Genomic DNA, 23,605 nt, shown 5'->3' with positions numbered 1-23,605 from the left:
TCGATGATCAGGAAAGACGATGACGAAAAAGCCACGCGGCCAAGGGCAGCGTGACTGCCGCGATACAAAGCAGTGGCACAAAATCCATGGCGACGTCGCGCATGCCCGCGCCCTCCAGATAGACCCGGCGCACGATACTCACGCCAAACCGCAATGGATTGGCATAGGTGACCCATTGAAGGATCTGAGGCATGTTCTCCACCGGAGTGAGCAGGCCCGATAGAAGCATGAGCGGCATGATCAGGAGAAAGGCGTAGAGCATGGCCTGCTGCATGTTCAGCGCCAGCGCAGAAATGGAAAGGCCGATGCCCACCGCCGCGCCCGTGAAGCAAAACAGTCCGAGATAGATCAACCAGACGGACCCGTTCAGTGGCACCTGGAACCAGAAACGGATGATCAGGAAGATGATGCTCGACTGCACGAGCCCGATGAAGATGGCTGGAAGCGCCTTGCCGACCAGGATCTGCATCGGCGTGAGCGGCGTCACCAGCAGTTGGTCGAAAGTCCCCTGCTCTCGCTCTCGCGCGACGGACAAGGCTGCCAGCAGCAAGGTCTGAAGCATGCTCAGTGCCGCGATCAGTGCGGGCATCAGATTCCAGCGTGATTCGAGATTGGGGTTGAACCATGCACGTCGCACGACCGTGACACCGGGCATACCGGCGCGCGATGCGTTGAAGCTCCCGACGATGGCGCCGACGTAGGCGGCCGCCATACCCGCAGTGGTCGAGTTCTTGCCATCCAGAATCAACTGCAGCGGCGCCGGCTCTCCCTTCGCGAGACGCGACTCGAAATCGGACGGAACGCTCAGCACCATCAGCGCATCGCCCGAGTCGATGGGCCGCGCGATCTCTTTCGTGGAGGCGAGTGATGCGACCCGTTCGAAGACGCCCGTTCCATCCAGCCGTGACAGCAGTTCGGTCGAAGCGGCGCCGCGGCTGAGATCCACGAGGGCATAGGGCACATGCTTGATGTCGAAGGTCGCTCCGTAGCCGAACAGAAGCGATTGCAGCAGCGCCGGCACCACGAGGATCGCCCTGCTGGAAGGCTCCTTGAGGATGGCAAGCAGCTCCTTGCGTACCAGGGCGGCGATCTGCGCGAGCTTGGCGATCCCTTCGTGCATGCTTCACTCCAGGCGCTTGCGCAAGGTCCGGCTGCAGCCGTAGATGAGAACCGCTGCATAGCCCAAGAGAATGGCGCTGTTCTTCAACACCATCGCGGCGTTGTCGCCGGCAAGGAAGAGCGTCTTGATCATGCCCATGTAGTGAGTGGCAGGCAGCAGCTGGCTGACCGCCTGCACAGCCAGCGGCATGTTGCGCAGGTCGAAGACGAAGCCCGAAAGCATCATCGCCGGCATGAAGCTCGTCAGCAGCGCGAGCTGACTGGCCTGGAACTGGTTGCGGGTGATGCCGGAAATCATCAATCCGAGCGAAAGAGACACCAACAGGTACAGCAGCGATGTGCCGACGATGATGCTCAGCGATCCCCGCATCGGCACGTCGAAGAGGAAACGCGCCGCGAGCAGGCAAAGCGCCAGGTCGATGGCTCCGATGATGAAGTACGGCACCAGCTTTGCAATGACGATCTCCATCGGCCGAACGGGGGTGACGAACAAGGACTCAAGCGTTCCGCGCTCCCATTCGCGAGCCACCAGCAGCGACGTGAGGAACGCACCGATCAGCGTCATCACCAGCGCCAGAAGACCCGGTACGAGATACCAGGTGCTGACGCCGGCCTCGTTGAACCACATGCGCTGCGCGAGAACCACGGTGCCGGAAGCCGCGACCGACTTGCCGCCTTGACGGTCTGCCCGACGCAACCCCGCGCTCGCCAGCGCGCCCGTGACATAGCCTTCGATGATGCTGGCGGTGGTCGAATCCACTCCGTTGAGCACCAGCTGTATCGGTGCGCCCGCGCCGCTTGCGGCCAATCGGGTGAAGTCCGCTGGCACGCGCACGATGCCGCTCACGCGCCCGGCGCGCATCATCGCCTCGGCCTCGGCCATGCTGCCGACAGCCGTTGGCGAAAGGTACTCGGTCCCGTCCAGCCCGGAGACAGCTTCGCGAGCCGTGGGTGAGCGGTCGTCCAGGACGACGGCGACAGGGGCTTTCGTCACGTCGAAAGACAGCCCATAGCCAAAGAGCAGGATCAACGCGAAGGGCAGCAGCAATCCCACGGCCAGATTGCTGCGGTCTCGCACCATCTGGCGGATCTCCTTGCGGACCAGAGCTGCAACGCGCGTGGGCAGGAATGTGGAAAGATTCATGCGGCGGCCTTTTGCGCTTCCTCTTGGTGGCGCGCTTCCTCCTGGTGGCGCGCCTGCTCGACGATGGCGATGAAAGCGTCGGACATGTCGAAGCCCTGGTCTCCCCCCGCCTTCTCACGCACTTGCAGCGGCGTGCCGAGCGCGAGCACCTTGCCGGCGTCCTGGATCGCGATGCGATCGCAATACTCGGCCTCTTCCATGAAGTGCGTGGTGATCACCACCGTGACCCCCGACTGCGCGAGCGCCGTGATGATGCGCCAGAAGGAGCGCCGCGCCAGCGGATCGATGCCGCTGGTCGGTTCATCGAGGAACAGGATCTCGGGCTGGTGGATGAGACCTGCGGCCATCGCCAGGCGCTGCTTGTAGCCGCCCGGCAATGGCCCGCTGGCGGCAGCACCGTCCAGCCTGAACTGCTGCATCGACGCCTCTACCCGCTGCTTCAGCGCGCCGCCCCGGAGACCATAGGCTGCGCCGAAAAACTCGAGGTTCTCGCGCACGCTCAGGTTGCCGTACAGCGCGAACTTCTGCGCGACGTAGCCGATGCGCGCGCGGGCCTGGGCACGGGCAGTACGAAGATCGACGCCAGCAACCTCCAGGTACCCGCTGGTGGCCGGCAGCAGCCCGCACAGCATCCGAAAGGTGGTGGTCTTGCCGGCGCCGTTCGGTCCCAACAAGCCGAAGATCTCCCCGCGTGCGACGTCGAAGGACGTGCGCGCCACTGCGGTGAAATCGCCGAACTTGCGCACGAGATCGCGGACGACGATCACAGGCTTGTCCGCGTCGTTGCTTGCCTGCCGGTCATCCCGGCGAGGCTCGATCCGGGTCGCGACGGCCTTCCTGGCGGTATCGGTCTCGCCCTGGGCCTGCCGCCGGTGCAGCATCAGCATGAACGCGTCTTCCAGCTCTTCCGGCCTGTCGTGGTGAGGGGTGTCCTGCAGCAGCGTGCTCAGAGCCGCCTGACTTTCCCGGCCCTCCTGTCGGACGATGTATCGCACTCCGCCTGCCTTGGGCACCGCATCGACGATCAATTCCTCTGCGTCGAGGAGGCGCGCCTGGAGATTGCGCGGAGGTTCACCCGCCGCCGGCTCGGCCGTAAAGGTCAAACCCTTCGCCTGCTGACGCAAGGCCTCGGGCGTTCCTTCGTAAAGCAGCCTGCCTTCATGCATGACCAGCACCTTGGCGCAGCGCTGGGCCTCGTCCATGTAGGCGGTGCTGACGATGACGCTCAGGTGCTCATCGTCGACCAACTGCTGAACGATCTTCCACAGATCCCGACGCGACAGCGGATCTACCCCGACGGATGGCTCGTCCAGCAGCAGCAGGTCGGGCGAACGCACCAGGGTACAGGCCAGCCCCAGCTTCTGTTTCATGCCGCCGGAGAGCTTGCCGGCCGGCCGCGCGGTGAATCGCTTCAGGTCCGTCATTTCCAGCATGCGGGCGAAACGCTCGCGACGCACATCCTGCGCGACGCCATGCAGGTCGGCGTAGAGCTCCAGGTTTTCCTGCACGCTTAGATCCTCGTACAAGCCGAAGCGCTGGGGCATGTAGCTGATGCGATCCTGCACCGCCTGGGGCTGCGCGACCACGTCCAGGCCAAGGACCTGGAGACTGCCGCTGGTGGGGCGAAGCAGGCCGGCGATCATGCGGATGAGGGTGGTTTTGCCGGCGCCGTCCGGGCCCACCAGTGCGGTGAGCTCGCCCCGGCGAAAGCTCGTCGTCATGTCGCCCACCGCCACCATCGTGCCCTTGGGCGCTGCGGGAAACTCCTTGTGAAGGGACTGGGCGACGACGGTCGCCTCCGGCAAGCTCATGGTGCTTCGCCGATGGCCAGCCTGACGGTGGCGGGCTGGCCCAGGCGCAGCAGGTTGTCCTCGTCTTTGACCAAGACACGAACCTCGTAGACGAGACTGGAGCGCAGTTCCTCTGTCTGTACTGTCTTCGGTGTGAACTCCGCCACAGAGGAGATGTAGCCCACGGTGCCTTTGACGGGGCGATCGGGGTGGCTGTCGGTAAGGACCGTGGCCTCCATGCCAGGCCGGATGCGGCCGAGCGACGCCTCGCTCGCGAAGACGCGCACCCACTTGGGGTGCGTGAGCGCCAGCGCAAACACCGGCCGCTGTGGCGTCGCCATGTCGCCGGGCTCCAGAAGGCGCGAACGGACCACGGCATCCGCCGGGGCCTTCAGCTCCCCTTGCGAGATCTGATGCTGAAGAAGGGCCAATTGCGCGTTGGAAGCCTCCAGTTGCGCCTCGGCGGCGGCCAGATCTTCGGCTCGTGCGCCCAGTTCCGTCAGCCGCAGGGCATCGCGGAGTTCTTCGGCCTTCGCCCTGGCGGTCTGCATCGCGGTTTGCGCCCGATCGAGATCCTGCGGACTGACTGCGCGTCCCTGCGTGTTGCCGGAGATGCCGCGCAGGCGATCGAGTTCGCGCTGGGCGCGCTGTGCCTCTGCTTGCGCCGCGGCCAGGCGGCTGCGGGCCTGTGCAACTTCCTGCGGTCGCGCGCCGTGACGCAATCGAAGCAGGTTCTGCCGCTGCACGTCGATCTGCGCGCGGGCTTGGTCGCCTTGCAGGTGCAGAGTCCGGGTGTCCAGTGTGGCGAGGACCATTCCGGCCTTCACCTGCTGGCCCTCTTCGGCATTCAGCTGTGCAACACGTCCACTGCCGTCGAAGGCCAGCGAAATCTGCCGGATGTCGACGTTGCCCTGCAGCACCAGCGTGTTGTCGTCACGGGCATTGCGTGCCTTCCACCAGAACACGCCGCCCACAATCAACACAGCGGCGAGCACGACGGCAAGAATGCCAACCAGTGATTTCTTCATTGAATCCCCGCTGCGTTCAGCAAACGCATGCAAGGATACTGGAGCCACCAGCAAAGGACGGGCGTTTCGGTGAGGATTGCGTTCGATGAAGATTGCCACTTACAACGTCAATGATGTGCGCAAGCGCATCGGCCCTTTGCGCGCCTGGCTCGACGTGACCGCCCCTGATGTGGTTTGCCTGCAGGAACTCAAGTGCATGGAAGATGAGTTTCCGATCGACGAGATCCGGGCCATGGGGTACGAAGCGCTCGTTCACGGGCAGAAGTCGTGGAACGGCATTGCCATTCTGAGCAAGTGCGGTGCGCCCATCGAAATCCGCCGACGCTTGCCGGGGAACGACGACGATCGGCAGGCAAGATATCTCGAAGCGGCCGTGCAAGGATTCGTGATCGCGTCCCTCTACATGCCCAACGGCAATCCCCAGCCCGGCCCCAAGTTCGACTACAAGCTCGAATGGTTCGACAGGTTCAACCGTCACGCCGCCTCGCTGCTGGCCTCGGGGCACCCTGTGGTGCTTGCCGGAGACTACAACGTCGTGCCGACGGACGCCGACATCTACGCCACGCGTTCATTCAAGGACAACGCGCTGTTGCAGCCGGCGCCGCGAGCGGCATACCAGGCGCTTCTCGACGCGGGCTGGGTCGACGCGCTGCATCGTCAATCTCCGGCGGAGCCGCTCTACACGTTCTGGAGCTACTTGCGCAACCGGTGGCCTCGCGATGCCGGCTTGCGGATCGACCATCTGCTGCTGAGCCCCGCTGCAAGCGGACGGATGATGCAGGCGGGAGTCGATCGCGCGGTGCGGGGCCTGGAAGGCGCGAGCGACCATGCGCCGGCCTGGGTCGAACTCAACGACTGAAATCCCGGCGGCGCCTTATTCCGGCTCCAGGCCGGCCTTCTTGACCAGCGCCGCATACTTTTTCATTTCGCTGCGGAACGCGGTCTGAGCCTGTTCCGGTGTGCTGATGCTGATCGTGTTGCCCTGGTTGGCCATCGCCTGCTTGACCGCCGCATCTTCGAAGGCCGCAACCACCGCATCGTGGGCCTTTGCGATGCTGGCGGGGCTCATGCCCTTGGGCCCGATCACCGCGAACCATGCGTCGACGACGAAATTCGGCAAGCCCTGCTCGGCGAAGGTCGGGATCTCCGGCGCCGCCGGCGTGCGCTGGGCCGTCAACACCCCGATCGCGCGAAGCGCGCCGCTCTTGATGTGCGGTTGCACGCTGGGGAGAGCGGCGGTCGCGAAGTCGACCTGTCCGCCGATCAGGCCAGCCACCATGGGCCCCACGCCTTTGTAGGGGATGTGTCTGGCCGACACGCCGGCTTCCTCGAGGAATAGCTGCGTCGCCAGGTGCAGGATCGTGCCGTTGCCGCCGGACGCGAAGTTGAACTCCCCCGGCTTGCTCTTGAGCAACGCGATCAACTCCTTGCTGCTCGTGGCCGGAATCCGTGACGGATTGACCACCAGCACCATGGGCGTCGCGCCGACGATTGCGATCGGCGTGAAGTCGCCGGGCATGTCGAAGGACAGCGACTTGATCACGCTGGGGAAGATCACGACGTTGTTCGAAACGACCGCCAGCGTGTTGCCGTCAGGTGCCGAGCGCGCGAGCACCTGCAGGCCGACGATGCCGCCCGCCCCCGGCTGGTTGTCGACGATCACCGAAGCGCCCAAGGCCTTGGACAACGCCGGCTGGGCCGCGCGCGTGATTCCATCCACGCCCGAACCGGCGGCATTGGGAAGGATGATCCGCACCGTGCCGGACTGCGCGTGCGCGGCCAGCGTCCACGGCCCCAGGGTCAAAGCGGCCGCCGAACCTGCAAGCAGAGATCGGCGCGAAATACGCGAAATGCGGGAAATATGAAGTGGCGATGTGCTCATGTCTGTCTCCTTGTTTTCTGCCGTGCCGAACGCCCTGCGGCGTCAGGCTACGACGTTGCGGGCGCGCATGCCGTCGACCTCGGCATCGCTGCATCCCATCTCCTTCAATAGCTCGGCGGTGTGCTCGCCCAGGCGAGGCGGGTCCATGCGCACACCGAGACGGCGCCCCTCCAGCGTGATGGGGAACAGCGTGGTCTTGACGGTCTGGCCCGCCTTGGGCCCGTCCGACAGGCGCATGTCGGCCAGGCCGCCGGTGGCCAGCAAGTGCTCGTCCTCATAAAGGTCTTCGGGCTTGCGGATGGGTGCAAAAGGAAGTCCGGCCTTTTCCATGACCTGCGCCAACTCGGCTGCGCTGCGGTCGGCGATGCGCTCTGCTATGGACTTCAGCAGGCGGGGCCGGTGCGAGACGCGCTGATTGTTGGTGGCGAGTTCAGGCTCGCCCTTGAGGTCGGCGAAGCCCAGCGCATCGCAGAAGGTCTGCCACTGGGCATCGCTGACGGCGGCCAGGAAAATCTGTTCGCCGCCCTTGACGGTGAACACGTCGTAGACCGCCCAAGGGTTGTCGCGTGCGGGCATCGGTGCCGGATGCTTGCCGGTCACCGCGAACTGCAGCATGTGCTGGCCCATCAGGAAGACATTGTTCTCGTACAGGGCGGACTGGATCTCCATGCCACGGCCCGTGATGCCACGCTGGATGAGCGCACCCAGCACGGCGATGGCGCCGAACAGACCGCCCATGATGTCGTTGACGCTGGTGCCCGCGCGCAGCGGATCGCCGGGGCGCCCCGTCATGTACGCGAGGCCGCCCATCATCTGCACCACCTCGTCGAGCGCGGTGCGATGGTCGTAGGGACCGGGCAGGAAGCCCTTGTGGCTCGCATAGATGATGCGCGGATTGACCTTGGCAAGCGATGCATAGTCGAGCCCGTACTTGGCCATGGTGCCCGGCTTGAAGTTCTCGGCTACCACGTCGGCGGTCGCTGTGAGGCGCCGCGCGGTGCCGGCGCCTTCCTCGGTATGCAGGTCGATGCCGATGCTCTTCTTGTTGCGGTTGAACATCGGGAAGAAACCCGCACCGGCACCCACCAGCCGCCGGCTGTGGTCGCCGTTCACCGGCTCGATCTTGATGACTTCCGCACCGAGGTCGGCCAGCACCATGCCGCAAGTCGGCCCCATCACCATGTGCGTGAACTCGACGACGCGCAAGCCCTTGAGAGGTTGGGCGACCTGTGCCTGTTCGCTCATGCGGCTTGCTCCTCTTTCATGGTCTTGGGAAGCCCGGCGCGCCAGAGCGTGCCGTGCAGGGTCTCGCCTTCGAGCCACTGCGCGAGCTTTTTCCGGAGGGCCAGCAGCGCGTCGAAATCCTGGCCGGTCTCGATGCCCATGCTGGCGAGCATGTAGGCAAGGTCTTCGGTCGCGACATTGCCGCTCGCGCCCGGCGCATGCGGGCAGCCGCCGATGCCACCCAGGCAGGCATCGAAGCGGCTGATGCCGAGTTCGAGCGCGGCATAGACGTTCGCCATGCCGAGGCCGCGCGTGTCGTGGAAATGACCGCAGTTGAGCTTGTCGCCGGCGATCGGCAGCACCGCCTCGAACAGCGAGCGCACCATGGCCGGGTCGGCATAGCCCACGGTGTCGGCAAGGCCGACGGACTCGGCGCCGGCATCGATCACCGCCTTGACCAGCCGGACCACCTCCAAAGGCTCGACCCGGCCCTGCAGCGTGCAGCCGAAGGCCGTGCTGATCCCGACCTCGATGCGGGTGCGGGAGCCACGCGCATCGCGCGCATCGCGAATACGCGCGATGTCCTCGACCACCTCATCGGGCGTCTTGCGCAGATTGGCAAGGCTGTGCGCGTGGCTGGCCGACAGCGGAAGCAGCATGAGGTCGGCTTCGCACGCCATCGCGTGCTCGGCGCCCTTCAGGTTGGGCACCAGCACGGAGGCCATGAGGCCGGGCAAGGTCTTGGCAAAGGCCACCAGTTCGGCGGTGTCGGCCAGTTGCGGCAGAAGGCGCGCGGGCACGAAGGAGCCGACCTCGATCTCGCGCTGTCCCGCTTCATAAGCGTCGCGGATCCACTCGAGTTTGGCGGCGGTCGGCACCACGCGCGGGATGATCTGCAGGCCATCGCGCAGGCCGACCTCCCTGATGACGACGCTGGGTGGCAAGGTGGAAGAACGGGTCATGGCTTGTTTCCTGGTGGCATTTGACTGGCCTCACTCTAGAATTTCCGGACTGAGCCTGGTTGTCATTTTGAGAAGCTCTGAATTCCCGATTGGAATATCTTGCGAGACCTCGACCTCACCACCCTTCGCCTCTTCGTGGCCGTTTGCGAGGCCGGCAACATGGCGCGCGCCGGCGAACAGGCCAACATCGTCGGCTCCGCCATCAGCAAGCGGCTGGCGCAACTCGAAGACCAGTTGCGAACGCCGTTGCTGGTGCGCAAGCGCCACGGCGTCGTGCCGACCGCGGCGGGCCAGACTCTGCTGGAGCATGCACGCGGCATGCTGGACAGCGCGGCACGCATCGAGCGCGACATGGAAAGCTATCTGACCGGCGCGCGCGGGCAGGTGCGGGTCCTCGCAAGCATCTCCACCATGGCCGGTCCCCTGGCCAACGACGTGGCGTCGTTCTTGAAGATGCCCGATCACCGCACCATCCAGGTCGGTCTCGAGGAGCGGCTGAGCCCGGAGGTCGTGTCCGGTGTGCGCGATGGCCTCGCCTCGATGGGCGTCTGCTGGGACAGCGTCGATCTTGGAGCGCTGCAGACCCGACCCTACCGGCGCGACCACCTCTGCGTCGTGGTGCCGCGCGGCCATCCGCTTGCATCACGAAAGACGGTCCGCTTCGAACAGACGCTCGAGTACGAGCATGTGGGCGTGCCTGTCGGCAGCTCGCTGCAGGTCTTGCTCCAGCGCGCGGCTGCACGCTCGGGGCGCACATTGATTCACCGCATCATCGTGAGCAATTTCGAGGGCGCGCTGGGGGTGGTGCGCGCCGGGCTTGCCATCGGCGTGGTCCCGAGAGAAGTGGCCGACCGCCAGGGTGCATCCCATGGCTTGCACGTCATTTCGTTGGCGGAGCCCTGGGCCGAGCGCCGTTTCGTTCTCTGCTTTCGCGATGCCAAAGGCCTTTCGGTGGCGGCGAAGCTACTGGTGGAGTACCTGGGTACCCGCGAGGGACAGTCCTTCACTCCTTGAGCAAGCGCCGCAATACCTTGCCGGTGCCGCTGGCCGGTAGCGAATCGCGAAACTCGACCCGGCGCGGCACTTTGTAGTGCGACATGTTCTCGCGCGCCCAGCGCAAGAGGGCATCGGCGTCCAGTCCCCTCGCGCCAGGGACGACGAAGGCCTTGATGACTTCGCCCTTGTCGGCATCGGGCACGCCGATCACGGCGACCTGGGCCACATCGGGATGCAGTATCAGGATGGACTCGACTTCCTCGGGGAAGACGCTGAAGCCCGACACCTTGATCATCTCCTTCACCCGGCCGATGAAGGTCAGATAGCCCTGGTCGTCCATCTTGCCGATGTCGCCGGTATGAACCCAACCGTCGCGCAGGACCTCCGCGGTGGCGTCCGGCCGGTTCCAGTAGCCATGGAAGACGCCGCGGCTGCGTACCGCGATCTCGCCGGTCTGGCCAGGCGGGAGTTCGCGACCATCGAGATCGAGGATCTTCAGCTCCACGCCCCGGCCGGGGACTCCGTTCGTTCCCCAGCGCACCGCGTCCCGCGGCATGAGAACGTCGTTGGTGTGCGTCTCCGAAAGGCCATAGCCCGCCTCGTACACCAGGCAGCCGTTGGCAAAGGCGCTCCAGCGACTCGCCAGTTCTTCCGTCAGTTTGATGCCGAAGCTCGTCCCCATGGTGGTGTGCAGCGACGACAGGTCGAACTTCTCCGCGCCCGGCTCCTTCATGGCCGCGACCAGCATCGGCGCCATCGCATACCACCAGCTCACGCGATGCCTCTCTATGGCCTGCAGGACTGCGAGCGGATCCATGCGGTTGAGCAGCACCACGGTGGCGCCGGTATACGCCAGCATCGTGACGCCGCAGATCATGCCGGCGATGTGATAAAGCGGCGCCACCGCCAGCATCACGTCATCGCTGCGGATGCGAAACATCTCCTGCCCCACCGCCGTCTTATAGAGCGCGTTGCGGTAGCTGAGCATCGCGCCCTTGGGCATGCCGGTCGTGCCTGATGTGTAGGTCATCAGCGAGACGTCGTCCATCGACAGCTCCACCGACGGCGCGACCGGGTCTGGCCGCGTTACCGTCGCGTGGAAGTCGATGGTGCCTTCAGGCAGCGACAGCCGCGCCAGGACTTCGTCGGGCACACGCAAGCTCGGCGCCTGTGGCAGGAAGTCCGAATAGCGCACGCTGAATACGTGCGGCACCCGAACCCGGTCGGCCACGGACTGCACGATCGGTACCAGATGGGCAGCCACCACGATCGCCTTCGCACCGAGATCGCCGACCTGGTAGGCGAACTCATGCGCCTTGAACATCGGGCTGCACGGGCTCACGATGGCGCCCAGCTTCTGAATACCGAAATGCGCGATCTGGTATTGCGGGCAGTTCTGCATGAAGAGCGCCACGCGGTCGCCCTTCGCCACACCACGCTCGTGCAGCGCCTGCGCGAAGGCATCGCTGTAGCGATCGAGCTCCGCATAGCTGATCTCGCGCCCGTACCAGACCAGCGCGGTCTTGTCCGGCTCTCGGCGGGCGTGTCCCCGCAGGTATTCGTGCAGAGGCTTTTCGCCCTGGAGATAGTCGATGTCGTCGTTCATGCTCTAGAGACCGAGCGTGTGCTTGGCCATGATGTTTTTCTGAACCTCGGTGCTTCCGCCGTAGATGGTCATCGCGCGGCAGAAGAGATAGGTGGCGACAGGTCCGAGCGCATGCTCCGGGCCGATCAGGCGGTCGTCTCCCTGGCCGAACAGCGGCCCGGGCTGGTAGCGCAGCGCGTCGGGCCCGCTCGCCTGCACCAGCAGTTCGGTGATGCGCTGCGCAATCTCCGTCCCCCTGATCTTGATGAAGGACGACTTGCCCGGCCCGGCAGGTGCGCCGGCATGCATGTCCGACAGCATGCGCAAGAGGCCGATTTCCAGCGCCTTGAATTGCACCTCGATGGCGCTGACTTCCGCCATGAAGCCGGGATCGTCTGCCAGCGGCCGGCCGTCGCTGCGCACGAGCGCCGCGACCTTGTGCAGCTTTTGCAGCTCCTGGGTGATGAAGCGCAGGTTGGCGTTCTCGACGCGCTCGTGCTCCAGCAGGAACTTGGCATAGGTCCAGCCGAGCCCCTCCTCGCCGATCCGGTTGCGCTTGGGAATCTTCGCGTCGTTGAAGAACACGGCATTGAGGTAATGGCGCCCATCCATCATGCGGATGGGCTGCACCTCGACGCCCGGCGTCTTCATGTCGATCAGCAGGAAGGAGATGCCCTGCTGCCGCTTGGCCTCGCGGCCGGTGCGAACGAGACAGAACATCCAGTCCGCATGGTGCGCGAAGGAGGTCCAGATCTTCTGGCCATTGACGATGTAGTGGTCCCCGCCGTCTTCCGCGGCGGTCTGCAACGCGGCGAGATCCGACCCCGCGCCCGGCTCCGAATAGCCCTGGCACCACCAGACCGACGAGTCGCGGATGGCGGGAAGATGTTCGGCCTTCTGCTCGGGTGTTCCGAACGTGTAGATCACCGGCCCCACCATCGCGGGCCCGAAAACCTGCAGCTCAGGGCAATGCATCTCGCCGGCGATCCGGTTGAAGATGATCGTCTGCATCGCGCTCCATGCCTGCCCGCCGTGTTCGCGCGGCCACGCGCCGGTGAACCAGCCCTTGCGCCCGAGGATCTTCTGCCAGCGCATGTAGTCGTCGCGCTCGAGGTGACGGTCGAGCCGCACCTTCTCGCGAATGTCGGTCGGCAATTCGCGCGCGATGAATTCGCGCACCTCCGCTTCGAAAGCCCGCTCTTGTGCGGATAGATTCAGGTCCACGCCTCGTTCTCCCGGCCGATTTGCTCAGGCGCTCGCATGGCGCTGCAGGTGCCAGCTCATGTCGCCGAAGGTGACGCCGATCATCGACAGGCGCTTGAAGTAGTGGCCAACGGCGAGTTCCTCGGTGACGCCCATGGCGCCATGCAACTGCACGGCATCCTGGCCCACGCGCCGCGCCGTGCGGTCGATCTCGATCTTGGTGGCCGACAGCGCCTTGCGCCTCACGGCCGAATCCGGCTCGCCGAGCATCAGCGCGCCATACAGGGCCATCGAGCGCGCCTCATCGAGCGCGATGTACATGTCGACCATGCGATGCTGCAGCGCCTGGTTGGTGCCGATCGGCCGGCCGAACTGCTGGCGGGTCTTAAGGTATTCGAGCGTCATGTCGACCAGCGAGCTCATGGCACCGACCGCTTCGGACGCGATGGCGGCAATCGCCTGGTCGATCACGAGTTCGAGCGCAGGCAGGGCCGCGCCCTCGTCTCCGAGGCGGCGCGAGGCGTCCACATGCACGCCTTCGAACACGAGGTCGGCCGCGCGGCTGCCGTCGTGCGTGGCATAGGGACGCACTTCGAGGCCCTTGGCCTTCGCATCCACCACCAGCGCGGTGAGGCCCTTGCTGTCCGACGACTCGCCGGAGGTGCGCGCGATCACGACATAGAAGTCCGCTGCGCCGCCACCCTGGACGAAGGACTTGCGTCCGTCGATGCGCCAGCCGTCACCGTCCCGGCGCGCAGTCGTCTCGCAGTGCGCGAGTTCGTAGCGCGACTCGGGCTCGGCATAGGCCAGCGCCAGCTTGTGGGCGCCAGTCATCATCGGCTGCAGGAACTGCGCCTTCTGCCCGGCGCTGCCGAGCGCCGCGAGCACGCCACCCCCGAGCACCACGTTGGCGAGATAGGGCTCCAGCAGCAGGCCACGGCCGACGCCTTCCATCACGATGCCGGTGTCGGTCGCATCGCCGCCGATGCCCCCGTCCTCTTCGCTGAACGGTACCGCCAGCCAGCCGAACTCGGCATAGCTGCGCCAGCATCTTTCGTCATGCCCTGTGTCGCTCGCCGCGAGCTTGCGGCGATGCGCAAAGTCGTATTCCTCGCGCACGAAGCGCTCCACGCTCTCGCGCAGCTGGTTCTGTTCGGGGGTGTACTGGAGATCCATTGAAATCCTGGAGGTTTGCGTTGAAGTGGAGGGTTCCAAAAATGTCAGAGCGCGAGGTAGCGTTGCTGCACCTGCGGGTTGCGATCGAAGTGCTCCCAGTCGCCTTCGAACACCACACGGCCTGTGTCGATCACGTACACGTATTGGGTGCATCGGCGCGCGAACCAGATGTTCTGTTCGCACAGCAGCAGGGCGACGTTGCCCTCCGTGCAGGTCCGCACGACGTCGCGCGCCATCTCCTCGACGATGATCGGCGCCAGTCCCTCGGTCGGCTCGTCCAGCAGCAGCAGGCTCGGGTTGGCCGACATCGCGCGTGCCACCGCGAGGAGTTGCTGCTGGCCGCCGCTGAGCTGGCCGCCGTAGCGCTGCTGCAGCGGTGCCAGCATCGGGAAGCGCGCGATGATGTCGCCCACCGGCACAGCAGGCCGAGCGGGCGAGGCGCCGTAGCGCGCCATGGCGATGTTCTCGGCGACGGTCAGGTGCGTGAAGATGCGCCGGTCTTCCGGCACCAATGACAGGCCCATGCGCGTGCGCTGGTGGGTGGGCACGCCATGCAGGTCCTTGCCGTCGAAGCGCAGGGTGCCTCGCACCCGGGGACCTGCGTTCATCACGCTCTTCAGCAGGGTCGACTTGCCCGCGCCGTTGCGCCCGAGCAGCGCGACGCGCTGGCCGGGCTTCACCGAGACCTGGGCGCCGTGCAGGATGTGGCTGTCGCCGTAGAAGGCATCGAGTTCGCGGACTTCAAGCATCGACCATCTCCTTGCCGAGGTAGACCTCGCGAACCTTCGGGTCGCCACGCACTTCGTCCACCGTGCCGGTGGACACGACTTCGCCGTAGTTCATGACCATGATGCGGTTGGCCAAACCGAACACGACATCCATGTCGTGCTCCGTCATCACGACGGTGATACCGCGCTCCTTCTGCGTGCGTGCCACCAGCTGCGCGATCTCGGAGCGATCGCTCGGCGACATGCCTGCAGTKGGCTCGTCGAGCATCAGGATGGTCGGCCGGCCGGCCAGCGCGATCACGAATTCGAGCCGCTTCTTGTCGCCGTGCGAGAGATAGCGAGCGGCCTCGCCTGCCAGCGCCTGGAGCTTGACGTCTTCGAGTAGCACCATCGCCTCGTCCCGCACATCTTGCGATGGAGCGCAGCGCCAGCGTGAGCCGAGTGGCTCGCCCCGGTAGCTCCTACGCGCCTCGACAGCCGCGATGACGTTGTCGAGCACGGTGAAGTCGCTGAAGACGCGTGCCACCTGGAACGTGCGGCCGAAACCTTCGCGCACCCGATCGTGCGCGGCCAGCCGGGTCACGTCCTTTCCGCCGAAGTGGATGGTGCCGCCGTTGGACGGCACCTCGCCGGTCATGACCTTGAACATCGTGGTCTTGCCGGCGCCGTTGGGTCCGATGATGGCGAAGACCTCACCGGCGGCGACGGAAAGACTCACGCCGTGCAGCACTTCGATGGGGCCGTAGTTCTTGCGCACGCCCTCAACGCGTAACAGGTCGTCGGTCATCGCGCGGCTCCCGGCTCCAGGTCCGGGACCGCAGGCACTCGCCCCTCGCGGCCCGCATCGATGGGCACTGCACGCTGCGGCTTGCGACCCCAGAGTCTTTCCTCGAGGTTGCGCCACAGGCCGACCGCTCCGTTGGGCGCCAGCAGGATGATGGCGAGCAGGCCCGTGCCGACGATCAGCTCCGACAGCCCGACCAGGGTGCGGGTCGCATAGGTGATGGCTGCGAACAATCCCGCGCCGACGACCGGCCCCCAGAACGAACTGACCCCACCCAGCAGCGTGTTCAGCATCGGCTGTGCCGAGGCGAGCCAATGCACCTCCTCCACCGTGACGATGCGCGACCACGGCGCATACAGCGCCCCTGCCACTGCCGCAACGGCACCGGAAATGACGAAGGCGGCCAGCCGGTATCGCGCGACATTGGTCCCCATGAAAGCGGCACGTTCCGCGTCCTGCCGCACGGTCTGCAAGGTGCGCCCGAAGCGGCTGTGCAGGAGCCACCACAAGAATGCTGTGATCAGCACTGTCGCCACCAACAGGAACCAGTAGTACGCGTCGGAACTGGCGAGGTCGATGCGGAACAGCCCGAAATCCAGCGCCGGACGCGGGATGTCGGTGATGCCATCCTCGCGACCGAGGAAGGTCGAGAAGCCGATCACGAGCCGCAGCGCCTCGGCCAGCGCCACGGTGAGGACGGCGAGAAAGACGCCGCTCATGCGGCGCAAGGCCAGGACCCCGATGACCCAGGCAGCGACCGCGCCGAGCACCGCCGCGCCCGCGATCACGCCGAGGAAAGGCACGCCCGCGATGTGGCGCAGCGCAAGTGCCGCCAGGTAAGCACCGATCGCGAAGAAGCCCGCATGGCCAAAGGAGACCAGGCCCGTGTAGCCGAAGAGGATGTTCCACGACAGCGCGAAGATCACCTGGACCAGCACGGTGCCGACCACGTAGAGCGGCCCGGCATTGACCCACAGCGGCAAGGTCGCGAGCACCGCCACCGTGGCCACGCCCAGGCCCTGCCACACGCCACGCGGAATGCGTGGGCGGTGCAGCGCGCCCGATCCATGCGACTCCCCACCTGCCTCGCCCTGCGTCCCGACCGCCGGGAACAAGCCGCTCGGCTTCCAGAGCAGGAATGCGGCGAGCACCACGTAGATCGCGAGGCCCGGCACGGAGGGCAGCAGCACCGTGTTGAGGCTCTGCACGAGGCCCAGCACGAGCGATCCGATGAAGGCGCCGCGTATGTTGCCGAGGCCGCCGATGATGACGGCGAAGAAGGCATACATGAGGTAGGAATCGCCGAGCCCGGTCGACAGGCTCTGGTTGGGCAGCAGCAGGCCGCCGGCCAGCCCAGCGAGGAAGAAGCTCGCCATCACGCTCAGCGCGATGCCGAAGGACACATTGAGCCCGAGCACACCCGCCATCCACGGGTCGGCCGCGAGCGCCTGCATCAGCTTGCCGAACCACATGCGGTGGATCGCCAGTTCGAGCACGATGTAGACCACCAGCCCGGCCGCGATCACGAAGATCTGGTAGGCCGAGAAGAACATGCCGAAGGGATTGAGCGGCTGGTCGAGCCCGGGCGGTGGGTTGACCGAGAAGAAGTCCACTCCCCAGACGAGCTTGGTCACGCCGGTGCAGACCATCATCAGGGCGAAGGTCGCGATGAGGACGTAGTGCGGATCGACGTCGCGCAGCCTGCGCAGCACGAGGCGGTCCGTCACGAGCCCCAGCAGCGCCACCACGATGCCGCCCACCAGCGCAGCCAGCAGGAACATCCAGAGCGACTGCACGTCGCGGCCCATCACCGAGTAGGCCGTGTACGCGCCGATCATGAAGAAGCCGCCCTGCGCCATGTTGAGCAGGCGCATCAGTCCGAAGATGAGCGTCAGGCCCGCCGCGACCACAAAGATCGCCATGCCGAAAGCCGCGGCATTGAACACCGCGAACATCAGTTCATTGGCCACTTTCAGCCCTCGTACTTCTTGCCGGGCGCTGCGGGCTCGACGATCTCGGTCTCGTCCAGGCGTACCACCTGCTCCAGTCCGTAGCCCGGCGCGGCGTCCCGTGCTCCGATCTTGGCGAAATAGAAGGAGCCGATGCCCTGGTGGTCTTCCTTCCGAATGCGATAGGGCCCGGCCGCCGTGTCGAACTGCAGTCCCTCGAGCGCCTGGATCACGGCCTCGGTCTCGGTCGACTTCGCCTTGGCCACCGCATTGAAGATCGCGAGCGCCGAGCGATGCGACGCCTGCACGATGCCGGGCACGAAGGGCGTCCCCGTCACTTCGACGATGTACTTGCTCAGGTCCTTGCTGACCGGGAACTGGCTCTTGAAGGGCTCCAGTTCGGGCGCCCAGAAGGTCACCCCCCACAGGTTCTGCGGCGTGGACTTCTGCATCGCTTTGGCGATCAGAAGCTCGGTGCCGGCTTCTCCGATCACCTTGAACTTCTTGTCCATGCCGACCGCGCGGCCCTGCTGGAGCAGGCTCACGCAGGGTGCGGCAGTGAGGCCGATGAACAGGCCCTCGGCGCCGGAGTTCATGAGGTTGTTGATCTCGATCTTGTAGTCGGCCTTGTTCAGGCTCGCGAACACCGGCTCGATCACCTTGACCTGGCGTCCGCTCTTGGCCGCCGCCTGCATCACACCCGCCTTGAAGTAGCGTGCGACGTCGCGGCCGTTCTCGCTGTCCGGCGCGATCACGGCCCAGGTCTGCACGTCCGCGAAGCGCGTCGTCATCAGGTTGCCGATTCCGCCATAGAGCATCAGGGCGTTGGAAGACAGGCGGAAGAAGTTGCGGCTGAAGTTCTCGTGCGTCACCGACATCACGCTGGGCGCCGGCGCCACCACCACGCTCTTGAGTTCGCCAAGGATAGGAGCGATCGCCAGCGCCATCGGCGACTGCCCTGCACCGATCGAGATGTTGACGCCCTCGCCGGCCAGCTCTCGCACCGCACTGACGGCGCCCGCGCTCGTGAACTTGTCGTCGCGCACGACGATCTCGATCGGCCGCCCCAGCAGGCCGCCATTGGCATTCCATTGCAGCTGCGCGGCCTTGATGCCGTTGAGCCACGCTGCGCCCGCTTCCGCGCCGATGCCGCTCATCGGCAGCATCGCGCCGATCTTGACCGGCGTGCCCTGGGCCAGCGCCAGGGACGAAAACCGCGTCCCGGCGGCGCCCAGCACGGCTGCCGCACTCGCGGCCTGGATGAAGGTTCGGCGCTTCAGTGGTGTCATGGCTGTGTCTCCTCGTCGTCGCTCACATCGAGATGGGCTTGCCCGGCGATGGCGGTTCGGCCACGTCGGCTTCGTTGTAGGCAATGGCATCCACGATGCCGTAGCCCGGATCCGCGTCGCGCGCGCCCACCTTGGCGATGTAGGCGGTGCCGAGCCCCTGATGGTCTTCCTTGCGCACGTGGTAGGAACCCACGGCAGTGTCGAAGCTGAGGCCCTCCAGCGCGGCAATGACAGCTTCTGTCTCGGTGCTCTTCGCCTTCTGGATCGCGTTGAAAAGACCGAGCGCGCAGCGATGGCTCGACTGCACGATGCTTGGCGGGTTCTTGTCCCCGGTCAGCTTCACGTAGCCCTCGTAGAGCGGCATGCTCATCGGATTGCGCTTGCCGACTTCGGTGCCGGGCACCCAGTAGCTGATGCTCCAGAGATTGGCGGGCGTGGACTTCTGCATCGCCTTGGCGATCATCAGTTCGGTGCCGGCGTCACCGATGACCTTGAACTTCCTGTCCATGCCGACCGCCCGGCCTTGCTGCAGCAGGCTGATGCAGGGCGCGGCCGTGAGTCCGACAAAAAGCCCCTGCGAAGGCGCGTTCATGAGGCTGTTGATCTCGACCTTGTAGTCGACCTTGTTGAGGCTCGCGAACACCGGGTCGAGCACCTTCACCTGCCGGCCTGCCTTTGCGGCGGCACGCTGCACGCCGATGGTGAAGAAGCGGGCCATGTCGCGGCCGTTCTCGCTGTCCGGCACGATGCACGACCAGGTTTCCACTTCCTTGAAGCGGTCCGTCAGCATGTTGCCGATCCCCGCGAAGGCGATGTAGGCGTTCCAGGACAGGCGGAAGAAGTTGCGCTGGAAGTTCTCGTGCGTGAGCGACATCACGGTCGGGCAAGGCGCGACCATCATGGCCTTCAGTTCGGGGAGGATGGGAGCGGTCGCCAGCGCCATCGGAGACTGCGAACCGCCGATCAGCAGGTTCACGCCGCTGCCGGCCAGTTCACGCGCAGCTGCCACGGCGCCGGCGCTCGTGAACTTGTCGTCGCGCACGACCAGTTCGACGGGTCGGCCGAGCACGCCGCCCTTCGCGTTCCATTGCTCGGCCGCGACCTTTGCACCGGCGAGCCAGGCCGCGCCGGCTTCGGCGCCGATGCCGCTCATGGGCAGCATCACGCCGATGCGCACCGGCCCCGCCTGGGCTCGCGCCGAATGCAGCATCGGCAAGCCCAAGACGCCGGCCGCAGCGGCAGTGGTTTGCAGGAAATGGCGCCTCTTCATCGACATCGGTGTCTCCTTCGTTGACGCCTCGGAACAATCTCCGCTGCGCGATATTTGTTATAACAGATGCCAATTTACGACCAAGCCCAAGATGTCGCACTGGCGAAAACCCTCATGGAAAGATTCAGGCGCGCGCCTGCGCGGCGCTGTGCAGCGCCGGACGCTTCTTCGGAACAGGAGAGAAGGTGCCGCCCGCCTAGCGGACGCAGCAACGCATCAGCACCGAGCGCAGCCAGCGGTTGGCTGCGTCGTTGTCCGTACTGGCGTGCCAATACATGTAGGCGTCCATCGAGGACAGCGGCACCGGGAAAGCCATCACCTGGTTGCCGAACTGCCTGTTCGCCATATGGGCGTAGCTCTCCGGCATGGTGAGCACCAGATCCGTTTCGGACACGGTGCGGCACGCGGCAAAGTAGAACTGGCAGCGCAACGCCACCTGACGCTGCACACCCATGCGGCGCAGCTCGATGTCCTCGAATCCGGGCCCCTGGCGGCGCGAAGTCACCAGGATGTGGCGCTGGGCGAGGTAGGTGTCCAGGTCCAGCGATCCGTGGATGGCCGGATGCCCTTTGCGCACCACCACGGCCATGCCGTCCACGCTGATGCGCTTGACCTTGACCGCGTCCGACAGCGGCAGCAGCACGTCGATCGCCACATCCAGCGTGCCTGCAGCCAGCTCGCTCTCGAGGCTCCGGCGGTTGGCGCGCACGCCGGACACTTCGACCTCGGGCGCCTCGATCGCGAGGGCGCGCATCAGCGGCGGCATCACGGTCGATTCCATGTAGTCGCGCAGGCCGATGACGAAGCGCTTCTTCGCGACGGCAGGCTCGAAGCTCTGGGTGTCGTTGAGCAGCGCGCCGATGGATTGCAGCGAGCCGCGCAACGGATCGATCAGCCGCTTGGTGAGCGGCGTGGGCACCATCTTGTGGCCCTGCCGCTCGAACAGCGGGTCGTTGAACAGTTCACGCAGACGCGCCAGCGCATGGCTGATCGCAGGCTGCGTGAGGTGCAGCTTTTCCGCCGCCTTGGTGATGCCGCCTTCAGTGTAGATGGTGTCGAGCACCACGAGCAGGTTGAGATCGACTCTCGAGATATGCATTCGCTGTATCCAGGTCCATTCCAAGCATTCATTGGCCTCTGGGCGCCGCGGGCCTTAGGCTCTTTTGCAGCACGCCCATGATGCCGATCATGCCGCGAGATCGCGCCCGAGCGCATTCACCGAGGAGACAAGCCCCATGAGCGAAGCATTCAGCGGAACGACCGAAGTCCAGGAGCGCCAGCGCTTCGACGAAGCTCGGCTGCGCGAATGGTTCGTCTCGCACGTCGACGGCGATGCGGGCAGGGAGTTTCGGGTCTCTCAGTTCAAGGGCGGCCAATCGAATCCGACCTTCCTGGTCGAAGGCGGCGGGCGGCGCTACGTCGTGCGGCGCAAGCCTTCGGGCGCCCTGCTGCCGTCCGCCCATGCGGTAGACCGCGAGTTTCGCGTCATGAAGGCACTGGCCGCCACGGAGGTGCCGGTGCCTCGCGTGCATGCGCTCTGCGAGGACGAGGCCGTCATCGGCACCATGTTCTACGTGATGGAGTACATGGACGGCCGGATCCTCTGGGATCCGAAGCTGCCCGGCGCGAGCAACGAGGAGCGCGCCCGCATCTGCGACGACATGAACCGGGTGCTCGCCGCACTGCACGAGATCGACGTCGAAGCCGCAGGCCTTGGCGATTTCGGGCGCACCGGCAACTACATCGAACGCCAGATCGGACGATGGACTCGCCAGTACCGCGCAAGCGAAACGGAGCGTATCGAAGCGTTCGAGAACCTCATCGAATGGCTGCCGAAGCACGTGCCGCCGCAGGCAGCCACCCGGATCGTCCATGGCGACTTCCGCCTCGACAACCTCGTTTTCGCGCATGACGAGCCACGCATCATCGCCGTGCTGGACTGGGAGCTCTCGACGCTCGGCGACCCGATGGCCGACTTCGCCTATCACTGCATGGCCTGGCAACTGCCGCCGCCGTTTCGCGGGCTGGGCGATCTCTCCCGCGTGCAGATGGCGGCCTTGGGCATTCCGACAGAGGACCGCTACCTCGCGCGGTACTGTGAGCGGCGGCGACTCCCGCCGGTGACGGTAGATGCCTGGCGGTTCTATTCCGCCTTCAACCTGTTCCGGGCCGCGGCCATCGCGCAGGGAATCATGGGGCGCGCACTGGGCGGGAACGCGTCGAATGCGCAGGCGCTCGAAGCCGGCAGGCAGGCGCGGCAGTTGGCCGAACTCGGCTGGCATTGCGTCGCCAAGGACTGACGGCGGATGCCGGTGTCTCTGCAGCCACCCCGATTTCGCGGGCTCCGCCTTGCCCTAGCCGATGACGATGCGGCTGCAGCGGTGATCGAAAGCGTGTTCAACGTGCCGTCTGCTTCATCGAACTCCCATGCCGGGCGGCGATACGTCTTCGACGATCGGTGGATCGAAATGCATGCTTCTTCTTCAGACAATGCATTCGCCTTCCGATGCAACGACCTCGATGCGCAGCGCACCCACCTGCAACGGCTCGGCGTCGAGGCGCTCGACGGCTCCGCTCTCGGTTGCACGCCCCGCCTGTTGCTGGACGCGACGGACACGGGCGCTTGCATGGTCGATCTGCAGGCGCAGGACGCCGAACGCGCCCGAGCCGATGGACCTGCGCACCTCTGTGGCGTGGAACTGGCCGTGCGCACGCCCGAGCGGGTGGCGCTTCACTGGGCGCAGTTGTTCCACGCCGCATGCTCGCGCGATGCCGACGGTCTTCCGACGCTGGCGCTCGATCGCTTCAACCTTCGCTTCGTCCCGGCCGACGACGGCCGCACCCGCGTGACGGCCCTGGACTTCACAACCGGGGCACTGGATTCGCTCGTACGTAACGCGTCTTCTCAGGGCTTGAGCATCAACTGCGATGCGCGCCATGCCGCGTTCACGGCGCTCGGCATCACCTTCAGGCTTCGGTCCGGGGTATGAACCGAAGGCGCTCGCAGATCAGCTGAAGGACTTGCCTTCGGCCACCAGCTTCTGGATTAGCGCCGCAGGCTGCCAGAACTTCGCGTTGTCATGCGGGTTCTTCGCAAAACGCTTCATCGATTCGGCCACGTTGTACAGGCCCACCTGCGATGCGTAATGCATCGGACCGCCGCGCCAGATCGGGAAGCCATAGCCCGTCAGGTACACCATGTCGATGTCGCCGGACTTCGATGCAATGCCGTCTTCGAGGATGTGCGCGCCTTCGTTGACCAGCGCATACACCAGTCGCTGAACGATTTCCTCGTCCGAGATCTTGCGCGGCGTGATGCCGATTTCCTTGCCCGCGAGGTCGCCCATGCGGAACGGGCCCATCGCGAAGCCGAACTTCTCGATCGCCTTGTCGACCTGCTGCGGGGTCGCGCCTTCGTCCAGCAGGAAGCCCGCCTGGCGCGAGTACTGCTCGATCATGCGGTTGCCGATGAAGCC

21 protein-coding genes are annotated in these 23,605 nt (G+C 65.5%); 4 read left to right on the top strand and 17 right to left on the bottom strand.

Annotation, left to right across the window (positions count from 1 at the left end):
- Positions 1-7: 7 nt before the first annotated feature.
- From AC1DSF_RS27335 to AC1DSF_RS27320, 4 genes are read right to left on the bottom strand one after another with little or no spacing between them, the layout of a single operon-like run.
- Positions 8-1,120 carry an ABC transporter permease gene (locus AC1DSF_RS27335; RefSeq protein WP_478183770.1) on the bottom strand — a complete coding sequence of 371 codons (1,113 nt, stop codon included), beginning with the start codon at positions 1,118-1,120 and terminating at the stop codon, positions 8-10.
- 3 nt (positions 1,121-1,123) lie between these two features.
- Positions 1,124-2,263 carry an ABC transporter permease gene (locus AC1DSF_RS27330; protein ID WP_478183769.1) on the bottom strand — a complete coding sequence of 380 codons (1,140 nt, stop codon included), beginning with the start codon at positions 2,261-2,263 and terminating at the stop codon, positions 1,124-1,126.
- Positions 2,260-4,074, bottom strand: coding sequence for an ATP-binding cassette domain-containing protein (locus tag AC1DSF_RS27325; protein WP_478128344.1), 1,815 nt, complete (start codon positions 4,072-4,074; stop codon positions 2,260-2,262). Before AC1DSF_RS27325 ends, AC1DSF_RS27330 begins: the two co-directional genes overlap by 4 nt.
- The gene (locus AC1DSF_RS27320; RefSeq protein ID WP_478128343.1) at positions 4,071-5,081 is read right to left on the bottom strand and encodes an HlyD family secretion protein; all 1,011 of its coding nucleotides are present in this window, start codon (positions 5,079-5,081) and stop codon (positions 4,071-4,073) included. The genes AC1DSF_RS27325 and AC1DSF_RS27320 overlap by 4 nt, the downstream gene beginning before the upstream one ends.
- Before the next feature lie 85 nt (positions 5,082-5,166).
- Between AC1DSF_RS27320 and AC1DSF_RS27315 the strand changes: the two genes are divergently transcribed.
- Entirely contained in the window at positions 5,167-5,940 is a 774-nt protein-coding gene (locus tag AC1DSF_RS27315; protein WP_478128342.1) for an exodeoxyribonuclease III, read from the top strand.
- A 15-nt stretch (positions 5,941-5,955) separates the two neighbouring features.
- On the opposite strand, the gene AC1DSF_RS27310 is transcribed toward AC1DSF_RS27315, so the two are convergent.
- The 3 genes from AC1DSF_RS27310 to AC1DSF_RS27300 are packed head-to-tail and all read right to left on the bottom strand — an operon-like array spanning position 5,956 to position 9,149.
- Positions 5,956-6,963, bottom strand: a complete 1,008-nt coding sequence (locus AC1DSF_RS27310) for a Bug family tripartite tricarboxylate transporter substrate binding protein (RefSeq protein WP_478128341.1) — start codon at positions 6,961-6,963, stop codon at positions 5,956-5,958.
- 42 nt (positions 6,964-7,005) lie between these two features.
- On the bottom strand, positions 7,006-8,208 hold the full coding sequence (locus tag AC1DSF_RS27305; RefSeq protein ID WP_478183768.1) for a CaiB/BaiF CoA transferase family protein: 1,203 nt from the start codon (positions 8,206-8,208) through the stop codon (positions 7,006-7,008).
- The gene (locus AC1DSF_RS27300; RefSeq protein WP_478128339.1) at positions 8,205-9,149 is read right to left on the bottom strand and encodes a hydroxymethylglutaryl-CoA lyase; all 945 of its coding nucleotides are present in this window, start codon (positions 9,147-9,149) and stop codon (positions 8,205-8,207) included. The genes AC1DSF_RS27305 and AC1DSF_RS27300 overlap by 4 nt, the downstream gene beginning before the upstream one ends.
- A 99-nt stretch (positions 9,150-9,248) precedes the next feature.
- On the opposite strand from AC1DSF_RS27300, the gene AC1DSF_RS27295 reads away from it, so the two are divergent.
- On the top strand, positions 9,249-10,163 hold the full coding sequence (locus tag AC1DSF_RS27295; RefSeq protein ID WP_478128338.1) for a LysR family transcriptional regulator: 915 nt from the start codon (positions 9,249-9,251) through the stop codon (positions 10,161-10,163).
- Here the strand turns inward: AC1DSF_RS27295 and AC1DSF_RS27290 are convergent.
- The 9 genes from AC1DSF_RS27290 to AC1DSF_RS27250 all read right to left on the bottom strand — a co-directional run bounded on the left by AC1DSF_RS27290 (position 10,153) and on the right by AC1DSF_RS27250 (position 21,228).
- Positions 10,153-11,751, bottom strand: coding sequence for an AMP-binding protein (locus AC1DSF_RS27290; protein ID WP_478183767.1), 1,599 nt, complete (start codon positions 11,749-11,751; stop codon positions 10,153-10,155). The two genes, AC1DSF_RS27295 and AC1DSF_RS27290, sit on opposite strands and share 11 nt — an antisense overlap.
- Positions 11,752-11,754: 3 nt before the next feature.
- Positions 11,755-12,954, bottom strand: a complete 1,200-nt coding sequence (locus AC1DSF_RS27285; RefSeq protein ID WP_478183766.1) for an acyl-CoA dehydrogenase family protein — start codon at positions 12,952-12,954, stop codon at positions 11,755-11,757.
- 24 nt (positions 12,955-12,978) lie between these two features.
- Positions 12,979-14,109 (bottom strand): acyl-CoA dehydrogenase family protein, encoded by a 1,131-nt coding sequence (locus tag AC1DSF_RS27280; RefSeq protein WP_478128335.1) that lies wholly within the window; start codon positions 14,107-14,109, stop codon positions 12,979-12,981.
- A 44-nt stretch (positions 14,110-14,153) separates the two neighbouring features.
- On the bottom strand, positions 14,154-14,858 hold the full coding sequence (locus tag AC1DSF_RS27275) for an ABC transporter ATP-binding protein (RefSeq protein WP_478128334.1): 705 nt from the start codon (positions 14,856-14,858) through the stop codon (positions 14,154-14,156).
- Positions 14,851-15,624: an ABC transporter ATP-binding protein gene (locus AC1DSF_RS27270; RefSeq protein ID WP_478128333.1), complete on the bottom strand. Its 774-nt coding sequence runs from the start codon at positions 15,622-15,624 to the stop codon at positions 14,851-14,853. The genes AC1DSF_RS27275 and AC1DSF_RS27270 overlap by 8 nt, the downstream gene beginning before the upstream one ends.
- Positions 15,621-17,591, bottom strand: a complete 1,971-nt coding sequence (locus AC1DSF_RS27265) for an ABC transporter permease (RefSeq protein WP_478128332.1) — start codon at positions 17,589-17,591, stop codon at positions 15,621-15,623. Before AC1DSF_RS27265 ends, AC1DSF_RS27270 begins: the two co-directional genes overlap by 4 nt.
- Positions 17,592-17,593: 2 nt before the next feature.
- A complete protein-coding gene (locus tag AC1DSF_RS27260; protein ID WP_478128331.1) occupies positions 17,594-18,859 on the bottom strand; it encodes an ABC transporter substrate-binding protein in 1,266 nt (421 codons plus the stop codon).
- A gap of 22 nt (positions 18,860-18,881) precedes the next feature.
- Entirely contained in the window at positions 18,882-20,135 is a 1,254-nt protein-coding gene (locus AC1DSF_RS27255; RefSeq protein WP_478128330.1) for an ABC transporter substrate-binding protein, read from the bottom strand.
- Positions 20,136-20,325: 190 nt separating this feature from the next.
- Positions 20,326-21,228 (bottom strand): LysR family transcriptional regulator, encoded by a 903-nt coding sequence (locus tag AC1DSF_RS27250; RefSeq protein WP_478128329.1) that lies wholly within the window; start codon positions 21,226-21,228, stop codon positions 20,326-20,328.
- A 136-nt stretch (positions 21,229-21,364) separates the two neighbouring features.
- Here AC1DSF_RS27250 and AC1DSF_RS27245 point away from each other — a divergent pair, with 136 nt between their 5' ends.
- Entirely contained in the window at positions 21,365-22,429 is a 1,065-nt protein-coding gene (locus tag AC1DSF_RS27245) for a phosphotransferase (protein ID WP_478128328.1), read from the top strand.
- Between the two features lie 6 nt (positions 22,430-22,435).
- Complete coding sequence (locus AC1DSF_RS27240) at positions 22,436-23,119, top strand: hypothetical protein (RefSeq protein WP_478128327.1); 684 nt, start codon at positions 22,436-22,438, stop codon at positions 23,117-23,119.
- Between the two features lie 18 nt (positions 23,120-23,137).
- Here AC1DSF_RS27240 and AC1DSF_RS27235 read toward each other — a convergent pair.
- On the bottom strand, positions 23,138-23,605 hold a 468-nt coding region (locus tag AC1DSF_RS27235), incomplete at its 5' end, for a 3-hydroxyacyl-CoA dehydrogenase family protein (protein WP_478128326.1).

Source organism: Variovorax sp. 01N429 (assembly GCF_056399425.1).
The sequence above is the reverse complement of the archived record's forward strand: the minus strand, read 5'-3'. Positions and strand labels throughout refer to the sequence as shown.

Coding starts and splice junctions, on each gene's coding strand:
- AC1DSF_RS27335 (WP_478183770.1), bottom strand. CDS start 1,120: ATGCACGAAGGGATCGCCAAGCTCGCGCAGATCGCCGCCCTGGTACGC.
- AC1DSF_RS27330 (WP_478183769.1), bottom strand. CDS start 2,263: ATGAATCTTTCCACATTCCTGCCCACGCGCGTTGCAGCTCTGGTCCGC.
- AC1DSF_RS27325 (WP_478128344.1), bottom strand. CDS start 4,074: ATGAGCTTGCCGGAGGCGACCGTCGTCGCCCAGTCCCTTCACAAGGAG.
- AC1DSF_RS27320 (WP_478128343.1), bottom strand. CDS start 5,081: ATGAAGAAATCACTGGTTGGCATTCTTGCCGTCGTGCTCGCCGCTGTG.
- AC1DSF_RS27315 (WP_478128342.1), top strand. CDS start 5,167: ATGAAGATTGCCACTTACAACGTCAATGATGTGCGCAAGCGCATCGGC.
- AC1DSF_RS27310 (WP_478128341.1), bottom strand. CDS start 6,963: ATGAGCACATCGCCACTTCATATTTCCCGCATTTCGCGTATTTCGCGC.
- AC1DSF_RS27305 (WP_478183768.1), bottom strand. CDS start 8,208: ATGAGCGAACAGGCACAGGTCGCCCAACCTCTCAAGGGCTTGCGCGTC.
- AC1DSF_RS27300 (WP_478128339.1), bottom strand. CDS start 9,149: ATGACCCGTTCTTCCACCTTGCCACCCAGCGTCGTCATCAGGGAGGTC.
- AC1DSF_RS27290 (WP_478183767.1), bottom strand. CDS start 11,751: ATGAACGACGACATCGACTATCTCCAGGGCGAAAAGCCTCTGCACGAA.
- AC1DSF_RS27280 (WP_478128335.1), bottom strand. CDS start 14,109: ATGGATCTCCAGTACACCCCCGAACAGAACCAGCTGCGCGAGAGCGTG.
- AC1DSF_RS27275 (WP_478128334.1), bottom strand. CDS start 14,858: ATGCTTGAAGTCCGCGAACTCGATGCCTTCTACGGCGACAGCCACATC.
- AC1DSF_RS27260 (WP_478128331.1), bottom strand. CDS start 18,859: ATGACACCACTGAAGCGCCGAACCTTCATCCAGGCCGCGAGTGCGGCA.
- AC1DSF_RS27255 (WP_478128330.1), bottom strand. CDS start 20,135: ATGTCGATGAAGAGGCGCCATTTCCTGCAAACCACTGCCGCTGCGGCC.
- AC1DSF_RS27250 (WP_478128329.1), bottom strand. CDS start 21,228: ATGCATATCTCGAGAGTCGATCTCAACCTGCTCGTGGTGCTCGACACC.
- AC1DSF_RS27245 (WP_478128328.1), top strand. CDS start 21,365: ATGAGCGAAGCATTCAGCGGAACGACCGAAGTCCAGGAGCGCCAGCGC.
- AC1DSF_RS27240 (WP_478128327.1), top strand. CDS start 22,436: ATGCCGGTGTCTCTGCAGCCACCCCGATTTCGCGGGCTCCGCCTTGCC.